This is a genomic window from Limimaricola litoreus (genome assembly GCF_024159025.1).
Lineage (GTDB): Bacteria > Pseudomonadota > Alphaproteobacteria > Rhodobacterales > Rhodobacteraceae > Limimaricola > Limimaricola litoreus.
In genome coordinates, this window is sequence record NZ_JAMYXC010000214.1 from 1 (window position 1) to 16,762 (window position 16,762).

General features: G+C 67.6%; 16 protein-coding genes. 8 read left to right on the forward strand and 8 right to left on the reverse strand.

Annotated elements, in window-relative coordinates:
* The coding region (locus tag NHG85_RS13965; protein ID WP_305884601.1) for a lysylphosphatidylglycerol synthase transmembrane domain-containing protein at positions 1-985 on the reverse strand (985 nt) is incomplete at its 3' end.
* Between the two features lie 159 nt (positions 986-1,144).
* A complete protein-coding gene (locus tag NHG85_RS13970; RefSeq protein ID WP_253333388.1) occupies positions 1,145-1,459 on the reverse strand; it encodes a DUF1476 domain-containing protein in 315 nt (104 codons plus the stop codon).
* A 181-nt stretch (positions 1,460-1,640) separates the two neighbouring features.
* Between NHG85_RS13970 and purC the strand changes: the two genes are divergently transcribed.
* From purC to NHG85_RS14000, 6 genes are all read left to right on the forward strand, one after another.
* Positions 1,641-2,402, forward strand: coding sequence for a phosphoribosylaminoimidazolesuccinocarboxamide synthase (gene purC, locus NHG85_RS13975; RefSeq protein ID WP_253333390.1), 762 nt, complete (start codon positions 1,641-1,643; stop codon positions 2,400-2,402).
* 57 nt (positions 2,403-2,459) lie between these two features.
* Positions 2,460-2,699, forward strand: a complete 240-nt coding sequence (gene purS, locus NHG85_RS13980; protein WP_253333392.1) for a phosphoribosylformylglycinamidine synthase subunit PurS — start codon at positions 2,460-2,462, stop codon at positions 2,697-2,699.
* Positions 2,700-2,922: 223 nt separating this feature from the next.
* The gene (gene purQ / locus NHG85_RS13985) at positions 2,923-3,591 is read left to right on the forward strand and encodes a phosphoribosylformylglycinamidine synthase subunit PurQ (RefSeq protein ID WP_253333394.1); all 669 of its coding nucleotides are present in this window, start codon (positions 2,923-2,925) and stop codon (positions 3,589-3,591) included.
* An 80-nt stretch (positions 3,592-3,671) separates the two neighbouring features.
* A complete protein-coding gene (locus tag NHG85_RS13990) occupies positions 3,672-5,420 on the forward strand; it encodes a sensor histidine kinase (protein ID WP_253333396.1) in 1,749 nt (582 codons plus the stop codon).
* Positions 5,421-5,429: 9 nt separating this feature from the next.
* Entirely contained in the window at positions 5,430-6,764 is a 1,335-nt protein-coding gene (locus tag NHG85_RS13995; protein WP_099273374.1) for a sigma-54-dependent transcriptional regulator, read from the forward strand.
* Positions 6,765-7,192: 428 nt separating this feature from the next.
* Entirely contained in the window at positions 7,193-9,967 is a 2,775-nt protein-coding gene (locus NHG85_RS14000) for a ribonuclease E/G (protein WP_253333398.1), read from the forward strand.
* Between the two features lie 107 nt (positions 9,968-10,074).
* Here the strand turns inward: NHG85_RS14000 and NHG85_RS14005 are convergent, their stop codons facing one another.
* Positions 10,075-10,296 carry a sulfurtransferase TusA family protein gene (locus NHG85_RS14005; RefSeq protein ID WP_253333400.1) on the reverse strand — a complete coding sequence of 74 codons (222 nt, stop codon included), beginning with the start codon at positions 10,294-10,296 and terminating at the stop codon, positions 10,075-10,077.
* 136 nt (positions 10,297-10,432) lie between these two features.
* Between NHG85_RS14005 and NHG85_RS14010 the strand changes: the two genes are divergently transcribed.
* Positions 10,433-10,906, forward strand: a complete 474-nt coding sequence (locus NHG85_RS14010) for a PRC-barrel domain-containing protein (RefSeq protein WP_253333402.1) — start codon at positions 10,433-10,435, stop codon at positions 10,904-10,906.
* Positions 10,907-10,976: 70 nt separating this feature from the next.
* Here NHG85_RS14010 and eno read toward each other — a convergent pair whose 3' ends face one another.
* The 3 genes from eno to NHG85_RS14025 are packed head-to-tail and all read right to left on the reverse strand — an operon-like array spanning position 10,977 to position 13,594.
* Positions 10,977-12,254, reverse strand: a complete 1,278-nt coding sequence (gene eno, locus NHG85_RS14015) for a phosphopyruvate hydratase (RefSeq protein ID WP_253333404.1) — start codon at positions 12,252-12,254, stop codon at positions 10,977-10,979.
* 31 nt (positions 12,255-12,285) lie between these two features.
* Positions 12,286-13,176, reverse strand: coding sequence for a DMT family transporter (locus NHG85_RS14020; protein ID WP_253333406.1), 891 nt, complete (start codon positions 13,174-13,176; stop codon positions 12,286-12,288).
* A 1-nt stretch (position 13,177) separates the two neighbouring features.
* A complete protein-coding gene (locus tag NHG85_RS14025) occupies positions 13,178-13,594 on the reverse strand; it encodes a Fur family transcriptional regulator (protein WP_253333408.1) in 417 nt (138 codons plus the stop codon).
* Positions 13,595-13,750: 156 nt separating this feature from the next.
* On the opposite strand from NHG85_RS14025, the gene NHG85_RS14030 reads away from it, so the two are divergent.
* Complete coding sequence (locus tag NHG85_RS14030) at positions 13,751-14,737, forward strand: DUF3179 domain-containing protein (RefSeq protein ID WP_253333410.1); 987 nt, start codon at positions 13,751-13,753, stop codon at positions 14,735-14,737.
* Here the strand turns inward: NHG85_RS14030 and NHG85_RS14035 are convergent.
* Both NHG85_RS14035 and tyrS read right to left on the reverse strand, forming a co-directional pair.
* Positions 14,734-15,375, reverse strand: coding sequence for a DUF998 domain-containing protein (locus tag NHG85_RS14035; protein ID WP_253333412.1), 642 nt, complete (start codon positions 15,373-15,375; stop codon positions 14,734-14,736). The genes NHG85_RS14030 and NHG85_RS14035 overlap by 4 nt on opposite strands.
* 117 nt (positions 15,376-15,492) lie before the next feature.
* Positions 15,493-16,743 carry a tyrosine--tRNA ligase gene (gene tyrS, locus NHG85_RS14040; RefSeq protein WP_253333414.1) on the reverse strand — a complete coding sequence of 417 codons (1,251 nt, stop codon included), beginning with the start codon at positions 16,741-16,743 and terminating at the stop codon, positions 15,493-15,495.
* Positions 16,744-16,762: the final 19 nt, after the last annotated feature.

A 16,762-nucleotide genomic window follows, 5' to 3' on the forward strand; every position in this document is an offset into this window, starting at 1 on the left:
CCTGCCACACAAGGCCCCATTCGGCCTGCGGCGCCTGCGCCAGCGCCCGGTGCCGCGCGGCCCCCTCGGCGACGACGAGACCGGGCCGGGCCTCGGGGGCCATGGGGCGGATCAGCGCCAGCAGCGCGATGAGCGCCGGTCCGGCGTGGTAGACGACGCGGTAGCCGATGATCGCGGCGAGCAGATCGGTCTCGGGCACCTGCGGCAAGAGTGCCAGCAGGCACAGCTCGAAGGCGCCGACGCCGCCGGGGCTCTGGCTCGCCAACCCCGCGCCCAGCGCGGCGAGATAGGCAAAGACCACCGTGGTGACCGGAACCTCGACCCCGGCGGGCAGCAGCAACCACAGCACCGCGCCCGCGGCGATGGTGTCGATGGTGGTCCAGAGCACCAGACGGGGCAGGGTGCCCGCGCGCATCTGCGGCAGGCCGGGCAGGCGGGTGATGCGCGACACCCCGGCAATGAGCGCGATCGCCAGCAGCGCCGCCAGCGCGCTGTGCCCGTCGAGCAGCAGCAGCGACAGGCCCGCCAGCATGGCCAGCGCCCCCATGAAGGAGACCGAGACCCACAGCGACAGCCGTGTCGCGCTCCACAGGTCGCATTCGGGCAGGCAGCGCCAGCGCACCAGCGCGCCGGTGATGCTGCCGAAGCCCACGGTCTGGGCGATGGCCATGGCGCGCATCCCCGCGGCCCGTGCCCGGGCCGGCGCGATGCCCGTGCCCATGGCGCGGTGCAGCACCACGTCGTATTGCCCCAGCGCCCAGAGGCTCAGCCCGGTGCATGCCAGCGCGCCGATCCACTGCAACGGCGGCAGTGCCAGAAGCGTGGGCCAGACCGCGCCGAAATCGATGCCCTCGCAGCGCCGGGCCAGCAGCAGCGCCCCGAGACCCAGCGCGAGCAGCGGCAGCAGCCGCAGCGCGGTCTGGCCAAGGTTGAGAGGCAGTGTCCGGGCGCCGCGCGGGGCGGGCTCGGGCGAGGATGCGGGCATGGCGACGGCTCCAGGTCAGAGGGCCGGGGTTCTGCCGCGGCGATGCGACGGGCAGTTTCGGGCAGGGGAATGAAAAACGGGTTTATGACGAGCTATGCGAAGGGGGTGCGCCCCGCGGCGGCGCGCAAGGCCGGGGGCGGTGCAGGACCGGCGGTTTGATCAGTTTTCCTCGACCAGCTCGGCCTTGGCCAGGACGGTGAACTCGGCCATCTTCTCGCGGATTTCCTCATCGCTGAGTAGGTGGCCGATGTCGCGGCGCAGCTTGCGGAACACGTCGTCCTCGCCCGCCTCCTGGAATTCGGCCTTGATGACCTCGCGGGTATAGGTGGCGGCCTCGTCGCCCTCCTTGCCCAGAAGCCCCGCGGCCCAGAAGCCGAGCATCCGGTTGCGCCGGGCCTCGGCGCGGAACTTCATTTCCGCATCATGCGCGAACTTCGCCTCGAAAGCGCGCTCTCTCTCATCGAAGGTGGTCATGTGACTTGCCTTTCCACGCTCTCGGTCTAGGACCGAAGGATACGTCTTGCGACACCTTGCCCGCAAGGGGGGCTTGGACTATGAGGCCCCCGAGGCCGCGCCGCGCAGCTTTCCGGTCACGGAGACGTTGCGTCGCCCCGACATCCGGGGGTTTGGGCGCAAGAACCCCCTTGGAGACCGCATGGCACGTCGCAAGAAGATTTACGAGGGCAAGGCGAAGATCCTGTACGAAGGCCCCGAGCCGGGCACGCTCGTGCAATATTTCAAGGATGACGCGACCGCCAACAACGCCGAGAAACGCGCGGTGATCGAGGGCAAGGGCGTGCTCAACAACCGCCTGTCCGAGTTCTTCATGACCGGGCTGCAGTCGATCGGCGTGCCCACGCATTTCATCAAGCGGCTCAACATGCGCGAGCAGTTGATTCGTCAGGTGGAAATCATTCCGCTCGAGGTCATCGTCCGCAATTTCGCCGCAGGCTCCATGGCCAAGCGGCTCGGCATGGAAGAGGGCGCGCCGCTGCCGCGTCCGATCATCGAGTTCTCCTACAAGGACGACAAGCTCGGCGATCCGCTGGTGCCCGAGGAATACATCATCGCCTTCGGCTGGGCCTCGCAGCAGGATCTCGACGACATCGTGGCGCTCGCGCTGAGGGTCAACGATTTCATGTCGGGCGTGATGCACGGCGTCGGCATCAAGCTGATCGATTTCAAGATCGAGATCGGCCGGGTCTGGGACAACGATTTCCAGCGCCTCGTCGTGGCCGACGAGATCTCGCCCGACAGCTGCCGGCTGTGGGACATCGAGACCGGGCAGAAGCTCGACAAGGACGTGTTCCGCAAGGATCTGGGCAGCCTCACGGATGCCTATACCGAGGTGGCGCGCCGCCTTGGCGTCCTGCCCTCCAACGTGACCCACCGGCCGCGCCCGACGCTGATCAACTGATCGGCCTCGGCCCGGGCCGAAGCGACAAGACAGACCGAAGTAGAAGGAGCGGCGCGCATGAAGGCTCGCGTGCAGGTGATGCTGAAGACCGGAGTCCTCGACCCGCAGGGCGAGGCGATCCGCCACGCGCTGGGCGCGCTGGGCTTCGACGGTGTCGAGGGTGTCCGCCAGGGCAAGGTGATCGAACTGGACCTCGCGGGCGACGACGCGGCCGCCGCCGAGGCCCAAGTGACCGAGATGTGCGAGAAACTTCTCGCCAACACGGTGATCGAAAGCTACAAGATCGACCTGAGCTGAGGTCGTGCGCCGCCTCTCGGGGCGGCGTTCGCGTCTTCGGCGCAGGTTTCGCTTTCGGGCGCCGCTCGGTCCTTTCACGAGGGTCTTGAGCACCGGGAGCGATGCGGCGGTGGTTGCAGGGGAGGGCGCCACCGCCGACCTGTTTCCCCCGGCGGGGCGGCCCGTGCCCCCGATCCGGTTACCCCTTTCGCGGCCTCGCCGCTGATCCTGAAGGAGGCCCGCCATGAAGGCAGCCGTCATCGTCTTTCCCGGTTCCAACTGCGACCGCGACATGGCCGTCGCCCTGCGCGCCGCGGGCGCGGATGTCGAAATGGTCTGGCACAAGGATGCGGGCCTGCCGCGCGGGGTCGATCTCGTCGCCGTGCCGGGCGGCTTTTCCTTCGGCGACTATCTGCGCTGCGGCGCGATCGCCGCGCAATCGCCGGTTTGCCGCGCGGTGATCGACCATGTTCACAAGGGTGGCTACGCGCTCGGCGTGTGCAACGGCTTTCAGGTGCTGACCGAGACCGGGTTGCTGCCCGGCGCGCTGATGCGCAACGCCGGCATCCGCTTCGTGTGCAAGACCGTGCCGCTCACCGTCGCCACCGCCGACAGCGATTTCACCCGCGGCTACGCCAAGGGGGCCGAGCTGCAGATCCCGGTGGCCCATCACGACGGCAACTACTTCGTCGATGCGGCCCAGCTGGAGCAGCTGCGCGCCGAGGACCGGATCGCCTTTACCTATGGCGACAACCCCAACGGCTCGACCGGCGGCATCGCCGGCGTGCTCTCCGAGAACCGCCGCGTGCTCGGCATGATGCCCCACCCCGAGCGGGCGGTGGATGCGGGCCATGGCGGCACCGACGGGCGCGGGCTGTTCGAGGGGCTGGTGGGCGCGCTGGTCGCGGCCTGAAGCGGCGCCGCGGCGCGCGTGATCGCGGCGTGATCGGCCTCCGGCTTGCCGCGCCGGGCAGGTGGGCGTAAACCCTGAGCATGTCGACCCATGCCTCCAGACCGCCCCGCCCGCGGCGCAGCTGGGGCCCGCGCATTGCGCTGGCCCTGTTCTGCCTTGCCGCGATCGCGGTGATCTGGGTCACCAACGTGCTTCTGACCGAGCGCTTCACCGAGGCCACGCGCAACCGCGCCGAGGTCCGGCTGACGCTCTATGTCGGCAACCTGATCTCCGAGCTGCAGCGCAACTCCATCGTGCCGCAGCTTCTGGCGCGCGACCCCGAATTGATCGGCGCGCTGTCTTCCTCCGATTTTTCCCGCTCGACCCAGCGCCTGTTGTCCTTCGTCGACGAGATCGGCGCGGCGAGCCTGGTGCTGTACGACCGCGACGGGCGCATCGTGGCGGCGACCGATCGCAACCGGCTGGGCGAGACGCATCGCGGCGCGCCCTATTTCGTCGATGCGATGCGCGCCAATTCCACCGTCTTCACCATCTTCCAGCAACCGACGGGCGGCTATTCCTTTCTCTATTCGCGCAAGATCGACGCCAATGGCGGCGGGTTGGGGGTGATCTCGGTCGAGGTCGACCTGGCCAAGCTGGAGCGCAGCTGGGCCGGCACCTCGGACGCGGTGCTGGTCACCAACAGCGAGGGCGAGATCATCCTCTCGACCGAGCCGCGCTGGCGCGGCCTGCCCGAGAGCGAGGCGCTGGAGCGGCAAAGCGCGCCCTCGGCGATCGAGCGGGCCTTTCTCGCCACCGACTGGACCGCCCTGCCGATCGACGCCTATCTGCGCGGCGAGGCGGTGCTGCGGCGCGAGATGCGGGTGCCGTTCCAGGGCTGGAAGATGGTCACCTTCACCGCCTATTCCTCGGTGCGCGAGCGGGTGAACGGCGTGCTGGCGCTCGAAATCATGGGCTTTGCCATGTTGCTGGCGCTGACCTTCTGGATCAGCTCGCGCAAGTCCGCCTCGCGGCTCTTGCTGGTGCGGCGCGAAAGCGACCAGCTCCGGCGGCTCAACATGCGGCTGCAGCGCGAGATCGCGCAGCGCCAGCAGGTCGAGCGCAACCTCGAGAGCGCCGAGCAGACCATTGCGCAAAGCTCGAAGCTCGCGGTGCTGGGCGAGATGTCGGCCTCCGTCAGCCACGAGCTGAACCAGCCGCTGGCGGCGATGAAGACCTATCTGGCGGGCGCGCGGCTCCTGCTGCAGCGCCGCCGCGCCGAGGAGGCGCTGTCGTCCTTCCAGCGGATCGACGATCTAATCGACCGGATGGGCGCGATCACCCGCCAGCTCAAATCCTATGCGCGCAAGGGCAACCAAGCCTTCGAGCCGGTGGATGCGCGCGCGGCGCTCTCCTCGGCGCTCGCCATGATGGAGCCGCAGCTCAAGACCCGCTCGGTCGCGATCAATCGAACGCTGCCGTCGGACCCTGCGATGATCCTCGGCGACAGGCTGCGCTTCGAGCAGGTGATCATCAACCTTTTGCGCAACGCGCTCGACGCCACCAAGGGCGTGCGCGATCCGCGCATCGACATCACCCTCACGATCGACGAGGCCGTGGTGCTCACCGTGCATGACAACGGCCCCGGCATCGAGGATCTCGATGCGCTGTTCGAGCCGTTCTATACCACCAAGCAGCCCGGCGATGGCGTCGGCCTCGGGCTCGCGATCTCTTCGGGGATCGTCAACGATCTCGGCGGACGGCTGACCGCGCGGAATGCTTCCGGCGGCGGGGCTGTTTTCGAAGTGCAACTGCCTATCTTGGAAGAAGGTATGGCTGCGGCGGAATAGGGGGCTCACATGAGCAAGACCATGAAGGTCGCCATCGTCGATGACGAAAAGGACATGCGCCAGTCGATCAGCCAATGGCTGGCATTGTCGGGGTTCGACACCGAGAGCTTCGCCAGCGCCGAAGAGGCGCTCAAGGGGCTGACGGCCGATTATCCGGGCATCGTGGTGAGCGACATCCGCATGCCCGGCATGGACGGGATGCAGCTTCTGCGAAAGCTCAAGAGCGTCGACAGCTCGCTGCCCGTCATCATGATCACCGGCCATGGCGACGTGCCGATGGCGGTCGAGGCGATGCGGATCGGGGCGTTCGATTTTCTCGAAAAGCCGTTCAACCCGGACCGGATGACCGATCTGGCCAAGAAGGCCAGCAACGCGCGCCGCCTCGTGCTCGACAACCGCGCCTTGAGACGCGAGCTGTCGGACGGCTCGGCGCTGATGAACAAGCTGATCGGCTCCTCGCCGGTGATGGAGCGCCTCAAGGAGGACATCCTCGATCTCGGCCAAGCCGACGGCCATGTGCTGATCGAGGGCGAGACCGGCACCGGCAAGACGCTGGTGGCCCATGCGCTGCACGCGGTGGGCGCGCGCGCCTCGAAGAAATTCGTGCTGGTCTCCTGCTCAGCCTATGACGAGGAGCGCCTCGCGGCACGGCTCTTTGGCCCCGCGGGCGAGGACGAGCCGATCCCGGCGCTGGAGGAGGCGCGCGGCGGCACGCTGGTGCTCGAGGACATAGAGGCGCTGTCGAGCGCGCTGCAGGCGCGGCTTCTGACGGCGATCAACGATCAGGGCATGCCGTCCGAGACCCGCATCACCGCGATCTGCAACCTGCAGGACGAGGGCAAGACCTGCGAGGGCGTGCTGCGCCCCGATCTCTATTACCGGCTCGCGGCCCTGCGCATCGTCGTGCCGCCGCTGCGCCAGCGCGGCGAGGACATCCTGTCGCTCTTCACCCGGCTTTCCGAGCAGTTCGCCGATGAATACGGCTGCGACGCGCCCGAGGTCAGCGCGCAGGAGGCGGCGCAGCTTCTGCAGGCGCCGTGGCCGGGCAATGTGCGCCAGCTCATCAACGTGGCCGAGCGCGCGGTGCTGCAGAACCGGCGCGGCTCGGGCTCGATCGCCTCGCTGCTGATGACAGATGGTGACGAGCAGAGCGATCAGGCGATGACCACCGAGGGCAAGCCGCTCAAGGAGTTCGTCGAGGCCTTCGAACGGATGCTGATCGACAACACCATGCGCCGCCACAAGGGTTCGATCGTGGCGGTGATGGACGAGCTGTGCCTGCCGCGCCGGACGCTCAACGAGAAGATGGCCAAATACGGGCTGCAGCGCTCCGATTACCTCTGATTTTCATGGCATTGGACGCATGACGGGCCGCCCCTCGGGGCGGCCCGTCACATTCGTCATTGTGTCATGTGGACAAGTGCCGCTATGAAGGTCGGAACGGGCATGCGCTTGGCGCGATTGCCCGGACGGATTTTCCGCCACCTTTGCGACGGGTTTGCCCGGCACCGGCGGCGGACGAGACCGGCCCCGAGAGGGGCCGTTGACCTGACCCCGACCGGCCCGCTCCTCGGATGGCCGCCGGGCATGAACTGGCCCCCCGGGGGCCGAGGAAGAACCGCGATGCAACGCGCGCAGCATGCAGGCGAGCCAGTGACGGCCCCGAGGGGCCGCAGGCAGGCCGATGCCCGCGTCATCGCCACAATCGGACATGAGCGCACAGGCCACGCCCCCTCGGGGGCGCCGCCCGGTGTGCCATGCGAATGGATATTATGGCAAAGAAAATGCTCATCGACGCCACGCATGCGGAAGAGACCCGCGTCGTGGTCTGTGACGGAAACAAGGTCGAGGAATTCGACTTCGAAAGTCAGAGCCGCCGTCAGCTCGCCGGAAACATCTACCTCGCCAAGGTCACGCGGGTAGAGCCGTCGCTGCAGGCGGCCTTCGTCGATTACGGCGGCAACCGGCACGGCTTTCTCGCCTTCTCCGAGATCCACCCCGATTACTACCAGATACCCGTCGCCGACCGCGAGGCGCTGCTGGCCGAGGAAAAGGCCTATGCCGAGAGCCTGAAGGCCGAGGCCGAAGCTGCCTCCGCCAAGAGCGACGACACCGATGAGGAGGCCGAGGGCGAGGAGGGCGAGCGCCCGCGCCGCCGCCGCACGCGCTCGCGCCGCAGCAGCGCCGCGGAGGCCAACACCGACGTCGTCGCCACCGATGATGGCGAAAGCGACGACGACGAGGATGAAAGCGAAGGCGAGGACGCCAGCGCCAAGGACGAGAGCATCGAGAGCGTCGCCGACGAGGACGACAGCGAGGACGTGCGCCCAGCCCGCAAGCCGCGGCCCAAGCGCTACAAGATCCAGGAAGTGATCAAGGTCCGGCAGATCATGCTGGTCCAGGTCGTCAAGGAAGAGCGCGGCAACAAGGGCGCGGCGCTGACCACCTACCTGTCGCTCGCCGGGCGCTACTGCGTGCTGATGCCCAACACCGCGCGCGGTGGCGGCATCTCCCGCAAGATCACCAATGCCGCCGACCGCAAGAAGCTCAAGGAAATCGCGGGCGAGATGGACGTGCCCGAGGGCGCGGGGCTGATCATCCGCACCGCTGGATCGCAGCGCACCAAGTCCGAGATCAAGCGCGACTACGAATACCTGCAGCGCATGTGGGAGCAGATCCGCGAGCTGACGCTGAAATCCATCGCGCCCGCCAAGATCTACGAGGAGGGCGACCTCATCAAGCGGTCGATCCGCGATCTCTATTCCAAGGAGATCGACGAGGTGATCGTCGAGGGTGTCGACGGCTTCCGCACCGCGCGCGACTTCATGAAGATGATCATGCCGTCGCATGCCAAGAACGTGAAGCCCTACACCGACAGCCTGCCGCTCTTTGCGCGCTATCAGGTCGAGAGCTACCTCGCGGGGATGTTCAACCCGACCGTGCAGCTGCCCTCGGGCGGCTACATCGTGATCGGCGTGACGGAGGCGCTGGTTGCCATCGACGTGAACTCGGGCCGCGCCACCAAGGAAGGCTCGATCGAGCAGACCGCGCTCAAGACCAACCTCGAAGCGGCGGACGAGGTGGCGCGCCAGCTGCGTCTGCGCGACCTCGCCGGTCTGATCGTGATCGACTTCATCGACATGGATGAGCGGCGCAACAACACCGCCGTGGAAAAGCGCTTCAAGGACAAGCTCAAGACCGACCGCGCCCGGATCCAGGTCGGCCGCATCTCGGGCTTCGGCCTGATGGAGATGAGCCGCCAGCGCCTGCGTCCCGGCATGATCGAGGCGACGACCCAGCCTTGCCCGCATTGCCACGGCACCGGCCTGCTGCGCTCGGACGACAACGTCGCCCTGGCGATCCTGCGCCAGCTCGAGGAAGAGGGCGTGCGCGGCCGTACCAAGGAGGTCCTGGTCCGCGTGCCCTACGCGATCATGAACTTCCTGATGAACCACAAGCGCGAGCATGTCGCCGCGATCGAGCAGCGCTATGGCATGGCGGTGCGGGTCGAGGGCGATGCTTCGCTGGTCTCGCCCGATTTCGTGGTCGAGAAGTTCAAGACCGCGACCCGCGCCGTGCCCGAGGCCGCGCCGGTCGTCTCCTCGGCCGAGCTGATGGAGGCGCTTGACGCGGAATATGATTTCGCAGCCGACGCCGAGATCGAAGAGGACGAAGACGACAGCGCGGAGGAGGCGACGGAGACCTCCGCTGCCAATGACGATGCCAAGGCCGAGAGGCCCGAGGGCGGCGAGGATGACGAGCGTCCGCGCAAGAAGCGGCGTCGGCGGCGTCGGCGTCGGGGTGCCAATGGCGAAGGCAACGAGACGCAGGGCGAAGACAACCGTGATGACGAAGGCGAGAGCGACGAGTCCGACCTCGTCACCGCGCCGCAGGCCGATCCCGAAGCGACCCCCGTGGCCGAGCCGGTAGAGGCCCAAGCCGAAGCGGCACCGCAGGAAGCGACGCAGGAGGCCGCGCCCGAGACGGAGGCCAAGCCCAAGCGCACCCGCACCCGGACCCGCAAGAAGGTCGAGACGCCCGCCGAGACGGCCGAAACGCCCGCTGCGGAACCGGCGAAGGAGGCTTCGGCAGACGCGGCGCAGGCCGCGGAGCCGGTGACCGCGGAGCCGGTGACCGAGGAAGCGCCCAAGCCCAAGCGCACCCGCCGCAAGAAGGCCGAGACGCCCGCGCCTGAAGGCGAGGCCGAAGCAGAGCCCGCGCCCAAGCCCAAGCGCACCCGTCGCAAGAAGGCCGAGCCCAAGCCCGAGGAGGTCGCGGCTACCGCGCCGGTTCCGGCCGAGGCCGAAACCGCCGCGGCGGGTGCCGCCGAGGCGCAGGCCGGTGACAAGCCGGAGGAGAGCCCGGCGGCCGAGACGCCCGAGGTGATGCCGCAGGTCGCCGAGCAGGTGGCCGAGACCGTCGCCGAGACGCGCCAGTCGCCCGCGCCGGAGCAGACCCCGCACGAGACGGTGACCGCCGATGGCGAAGAGGCCGCTGAGGCCGACAAGAAGCCGCGCCGGCGCGGCTGGTGGTCGGTCGGCCGCTGAGGCCACCTCGATTGCGAAATGGCACAAGGCCGGGCAGGGACACCTGCCCGGCCTTTCTCATCTGGGAACAGGCGGGGAGACGGAACGAAAAACCCCGTTTCCTTCCGTTAGCCGCGGCGGATGCGATGCAGCTGCGTCTCGCCATCCTCGACGATCCCGAGATGGGCGTGACCGGCCTGCAGGCAGAAATGCGGGAGATCGATCCGCGCCACCGGATCGTCGGTCTCGATCTCGAGCATCTCGCCCGGCGCCATGGCTTCGAGCAGCTTGCGCGCCTTGAGCACGGGCAGCGGGCAGATCAGGCCGCGGGCATCATATCTCGTGGTCATGCGATTGGGCTTCCGTGAGGGGTGAGGATGCAGGGCACGATCTTCATACAGACGTGAGACCGGAAGACCCGAGGGCTTGGAACAGTGCCGGGCCGGCTGGGTTGAGTCCGCAACACGGAACGACAAGGAGACCTACATGACCCGTTTGATGACCTCCACCGCCCTCACCCTCGGCCTTGCCATCTCCGCCGGTGCCGCCAGCGCCGAAGCGCATATGCAGAGCTTCGAGACGACCAGTGGCGTTCTGACCGCCGACAGCTACCGCACCGCCTTGCGTGCCGAAAACCTGATCGGCCAGGATCTCTATACCATCGGCGCCGAATACGACGAGGCCAGCTGGCTCGATCCGAACGGCTATGGCGAGTTCGACACCGAATGGGAAGAGATTGGCGAGATCGAGGATATCGTGATCTCACGTGATGGCAGCCTGATCGGCCTCGTGGTCGAGACCGGCGGCTGGCTCGACATCGGCGATGAAGAGGTGATCGTCGACTTCAAGGATATTCGCATCGTCGGTGATTACGGCATCGACAATTACGAGGTCGTCACCCGCATGAGCCAGGAGATGCTGGAGCAGATGCCCGAGGCCGATACCGGCTACTGGGACTGATCCACGCTTTCGGACCTCGCAGAAAGGCCGCGGCATTCGCCGCGGCCTTTCGCGTGTTCGAGGCGTGATCTCAGCCGCGCAGGATCGAGCGGCCCGCATAGATCGCGGTCTCGCCCAGCATTTCCTCGATGCGGATCAGCTGGTTGTACTTGGCGAGCCGGTCGGAGCGGGCGAGGCTGCCGGTCTTGATCTGGCCGCAGTTGGTGGCGACGGCGAGGTCGGCGATGGTTGCGTCCTCGGTCTCGCCCGAACGGTGCGACATCACGCAGGTGAAGCGCGCGCGCTGCGCCATTTCCACGGCCTGCATCGTCTCGGTCAGCGTGCCGATCTGGTTGACCTTTACCAGAAGCGAGTTGGCCGAGCCCTTCTCGATGCCATCCTTGAGGCGGGCGGGGTTGGTGACGAAAAGGTCGTCGCCCACCAGTTGCACCTTGTCGCCGATGGCGTCGGTCAGCATCTTCCAGCCGTCCCAGTCATCCTCGGACATGCCGTCCTCGATCGAGATGATCGGGTAGTCGTTCACCAGCGCCTGCAGGTAGGCGACGTTCTCGGCGGAGGTGAGCGACTTGCCCTCGCCCTTCATTTCGTACTTGCCGCTCTTGTAGTACTCGGTCGCGGCGCAATCGAGCGCGAGGTAGATGTCCTCGCCCGGCTTGTAACCGGCCTTCTCGATGGATTTCAGGATGAAGTCGAGCGCCTCGCGCGTGCCGCCGAGTTCGGGCGCAAAGCCGCCCTCGTCGCCCAAGCCCGTGGACATGCCCGCCGCCGACAGCTCCTTCTTGAGGGTGTGGAACACCTCCGAGCCCATGCGCACGGCTTCACGGATGCTGGTGGCGGACACCGGCATGATCATGAATTCCTGGATGTCGATCGGGTTGTCGGCATGCTCGCCGCCATTGATGATGTTCATCATCGGCACCGGCAGGACGCGGGCCGACATGCCGCCGACATAGCGGAACAGCGGCTGGGTGGTGTATTCGGCGGCGGCCTTGGCGACGGCCATGGAGACGCCGAGGATGGCGTTTGCGCCAAGGCGGCCCTTGTTGTCGGTGCCGTCGAGTTCGATCATGGTCTGGTCGATCTCGACCTGCTCGGTCGCATCCATGCCGAGGATCGCTTCGGCGATCTCGCCGTTCACGGCGGCGACGGCTTCGAGCACGCCCTTGCCCATGTAGCGCGACGTGTCGCCGTCGCGCTTTTCGACCGCCTCGTAGGCACCGGTCGAGGCGCCAGAGGGCACGGCGGCACGGCCCATCGTGCCGTCTTCGAGGATCACGTCCACCTCGACCGTCGGGTTGCCCCGGCTGTCGAGAATCTCGCGGGCGTGAATGTCGATGATCGTGCTCATGGAATTCTCCTGATGGGAAGGTTTGGAGGGTCTATAACGCGGGCGTGACCCGGCGTGAAGCACGACGGAGCCGCGCTTCGCGAAGAAGCGTGTAGATGCCCGAGCCGACGATGATCGCGGCACCGAGATAGGTGAGGGCGTCGGGCCGCTCGCCGAAGACCGAGACGGCGATCACCAGCGCGAAGATGAGACGGGTGTAGCGGTAGGGCGCGATCACCGAGACCTCGCCCATCCGCGTCGCGGCGGTGAGCATGTAATAGGCCGCCACGCCGATCACCACGCCGCCCGCCAGCATCGTCAGCTGGGGCAGGGCGGGCCGAACCAGGCTGTCGCCCGCCACGAGGACCATGGCGTAGCCCACGGGGACGAGGATCAGGAAGGCATAGACCGACAGCTTGGTCGAGGAGATCGCGCGCGGCACCCGGCGCGAGGCGAGATCGCGGCCCGCCAGCCCGATCGCGCCGATAAGGGCAAAGAGCGACATCGGCGTGAAGCCCTCCGCGCCCGGCCGGATCACGATCAGCACGCCGACGAGGCCCGCGCAGATCGCGCTCCAACGGCGCCAGCCCACCGGCTCGGCAAAAAACAGCGCAGCACCCAGCGTCACCAGAAGCGGAATCGACTGCGCGATCGCGGTGGCGGTGGCGAGCGGCGAGAGGGCGACGGCGGTGATGAAGCCGCCGGTGCCGATCACCTCGCCCAGATTGCGCCCCATCACGGCCGGATGCAGGAAATCGGGCGACCACAGCGTCTCGCCCCGCGCGCGGGCCATCAGCGCGAAGGCGAGCCCGCCGCCAAGCCCGAGCAGCATCAGGATCTGCCCGACGGGCAGGGCCCCCGCCAGCAGCTTGATGAACATGTCCTCGAGCGCAAAGCCAAGCATCGCCGCGACCATGAGAACGCTGCCGCGCAGGTTTTCCATCTCAGCCGTCCTTCTTCGTGGGCACGCCGTAAAGCTCCAGCCTATGCCCGATCAGCCTGTAGCCCAGACGCTCGGCGATCCGCTCCTGCAGCGCCTCGATCTCTTCGTCGACGAACTCGATCACCTGGCCCGAATGCATGTCGATCAGGTGGTCGTGATGCTCGCGGTCGGTGGTCTCGTAGCGCGCCCGCCCGTCGCCGAACTCGTGTTTCTCGAGGATGCCCGCCTCCTCGAACAGCTTCACCGTCCGGTAGACGGTGGCAAGCGAGATCCGCGCATCCTCGGCGGCGGCGCGGGCGTGCAGCTCCTCCACGTCGGGGTGGTCGTCGGCCGCCTCCAGTACCTGCGCGATCACGCGGCGCTGCTCGGTCAGGCGCAGGCCGTTCTGCTCGCAGCGCGACAGGATGGTCTTGGGCATGGGCGGGTCCGTGTCTTGTGCTGCGCTTCGTCTAGCCGGTTCGGTGCTGCGGCGCCACCCGTCCGGCACACGCCCGCTCGCCGCGCGTCACCTTGCAGTGAGGCCGGATGACAGGGCCGGGCCGAGCGGTCAGGCTGGGCGGAGGGAGGACGCGACATGCGCATCATCACGAACATCGCCGCCATCTTCGCCGCCATGGCGATCGGGGGAGCGATCGCGGGGGCGGCACAGGCCCAGCCCGCGCGCTGGCAGGGGCAGTGGCCCGAGACCGATTTCGACCGGACCAGTATCACCGACTGGTCCGAGATCATGTCGGGCGGCCCGCCCAAGGACGGCATCCCCGCGATCGACATGCCGCGCATGGTCCCGGCCGCTTCCGAGACGCGGCTCGGGGCGCAGGAGCCGGTGATGGTCTGGCCCGTACCGGACGGCCCGGCGCGGGCCTATCCGATCCGCTACCTGCTGTGGCACGAGATCGTCAACGACGAGGCAGGCGGCGTGCCCGTGGCGGTGACCTACTGTCCCTTGTGCAATTCGGGCATGGTGTTCGACAGGCGGGTCGGGGGTGCCACGCTCTCCTTCGGCGTCTCGGGTATGCTGCGCGCCTCGGACATGGTGATGTATGACCGGCAGACCGAAAGCTGGTGGCAGCAGGCGATCGGCACCGGCATCGTCGGCGAGATGACCGGCGCCGAGCTTGAGCTTCTGCCCGCCTGGATGGACAGCTGGTCGCGCTTCCGCGCGGCCTATCCCGATGGCCTCGTCATGGACGAGCCCGACTGGAGCCGCGACTATGGGCGCAATCCTTACGTCAGCTACGACCGCTCGACCAAGCCCTTCCTCTACTCGGGCGAGATGCCGCCCCACGGCATCGCGCCGCTCATGCGGGTGGTGCGCGTGGGCGACCGGGCCTGGCCCTTTTCCAGGCTGCGTGCGGAGGAGCGCGTCACCGAGGCGGGGGTGACGATCTCCTGGGAGGCGGGGCAGGCGAGCGCACTCGATGCGCGCCGCGTGGCCGAGGGGCGCGACGTGGGCAATGTCCGGGTGCGCGACGCCGCCGGGGCCGACGTGCCGCATGACGTGCTCTTCGCCTTCGCCTTCCATGCCTTCTGGCCCGAGGGGGAGTGGATGCTCGGCGGTTAGATGCGCCGCGCGTCGCGTCCGCGTTGCCAGAATACCCATGTCATCACCGCGACCATGCCGACGGCGATCAGCCCGAGGACCCGCTCGGCCAGGCCGTCGATGGTGGTGGGGGCCATGAGGAACAAGGGTGCCGCCACCGCCCATGCCACGGCCAGCCCGATCAGCGCCCAGCGCGCGCCCGGATGGTGCCGCCCGAAGCCCGCCGCCATGCCCAAGGGCGCCACGAGGAACAGCAGGCCGAGCCCGTAGACGAGGTAGATGTGGATGACGACGCCGTCGCTGTCGTTATCGCCGTATTCGTTGCGCGCGCCGACCATGACGACCAGCGCGCCGAGAATGGCGAGCGACATGACACCCGCCGACCAGCCGATGCCACCCAGATGCGCGTGCGACGCCGCCAGGGCCATGGCGAAGAGCCCCGCGGCAAAACCGTAGAGCGCGACATCCATGATGATTTCCCATTCGCCGGCGCCCAGGTCGCTGATGGTGTCGGCGATCCAGTCATGGCCGGGCACGACGATCTGCGCGGCGATGGTGCCGCCGATCATCGACAGGCAACCGAAGAGGCCGATCCCGGCAAGCAGCAGGAGCAGGTAGGGTCGTTCCTTGTCGACGGGCTGTCCGACGGCATCCTTCATCGCATCTCTCCTTGTGGCTGGAGAGGCAACGGCGGGGGCATATGCGGGTTCCGGCGGCTGCTATGTGACGCGGCGACCGGGCGGGCAGGGGGCGGCGGGCGCCGCCCCCTGCCGGTCTCAGCCCAGACGCACCAGCGCGTGGCGCTTCTTGCCGGCCGAAAGCTTGATCGGCGCGGCCAGCGCGGCGCGGTCGATCACCAGCCCCGCGTCGGTCAGCGGCACGTCGTTGAGCTTCGCGCCATTGTCGGCGATCAGCCGCTTGGCTTCCTTGCCCGAACCGGCAAGGCCCGCGCGCACGATCAGCTGCACCACCGAGATGCCGCCGCCGATCTCCTCCTCGGAGAGCGTCACGCTGGGCAGGTCGTCGCCCACGCCGCCCTTCTCGAAGACCTCGCGCGCCGTGGCCTTGGCGGCCTCGGCGGCCTCGCGCCCGTGCAGCAGCGCGGTGACCTCGTCGGCCAGCACGATCTTGCCCTCGTTGATCTCCGAACCCGACAGCGCGCCCAAGCGCTCGCATTCGTCGACGGGAAGCTCGGTGTAGAGCTTGAGAAAGCGGCCCACGTCGGCATCGGTGGTGTTGCGCCAGAACTGCCAGAACTCGTAAGGCGAAAGCATCTCCTCGTTGAGCCAGACCGCACCACCGGCGCTCTTGCCCATCTTGCGCCCGTCCGAGGTGGTCAGCAGCGGCGAGGTCAGCCCAAAGATCTCGTGGTCGAGCACCCGGCGCGTGAGATCGATGCCGTTGACGATGTTGCCCCACTGGTCCGAGCCGCCCATCTGCAGCACGCAGCCATAGCGGCGGTTCAGCTCGAGGAAGTCGTAGGCCTGCAGGATCATGTAGTTGAACTCGAGGAACGAGAGCGACTGCTCGCGGTCGATCCGCGATTTCACGCTCTCGAAGGACAGCATCCGGTTGACCGAGAAATGCCGCCCGATGTCGCGCAGGAATTCGAGGTAGTTGAGGTTGTCGAGCCACTCGGCGTTGTCGAGCATCATCGCACCGGTCGCGCTCTCGCCGTAGTCGAGGTAGCGCGCGAAGACCTTCTGCATGCCGGAGATGTTCGCGGCGATCTGGTCAGGGCCGAGCAAAGGCCGCTCGTCCGAGCGGAACGAGGGATCGCCCACCTTGGTGGTGCCGCCGCCCATCAGGGTGATCGGCTTGTGCCCGGTTTTTTGCAGCCAGCGCAGCATCATCACGTTGAGCAGGTGGCCCACGTGCAGCGACGCCGCGGTGGCGTCGTAGCCGATATAGGCGGGCACGACCCCCTTCGACAGCGCCTCGTCCAGGCCCTGGTAATCGGTGCAGTCGGCGAGATAGCCGCGCTCGATCATCACGGACATGAAGTCGCTCTTGGGGTGGTAGGTCATGTCTTGTGCCCCTCTCTTG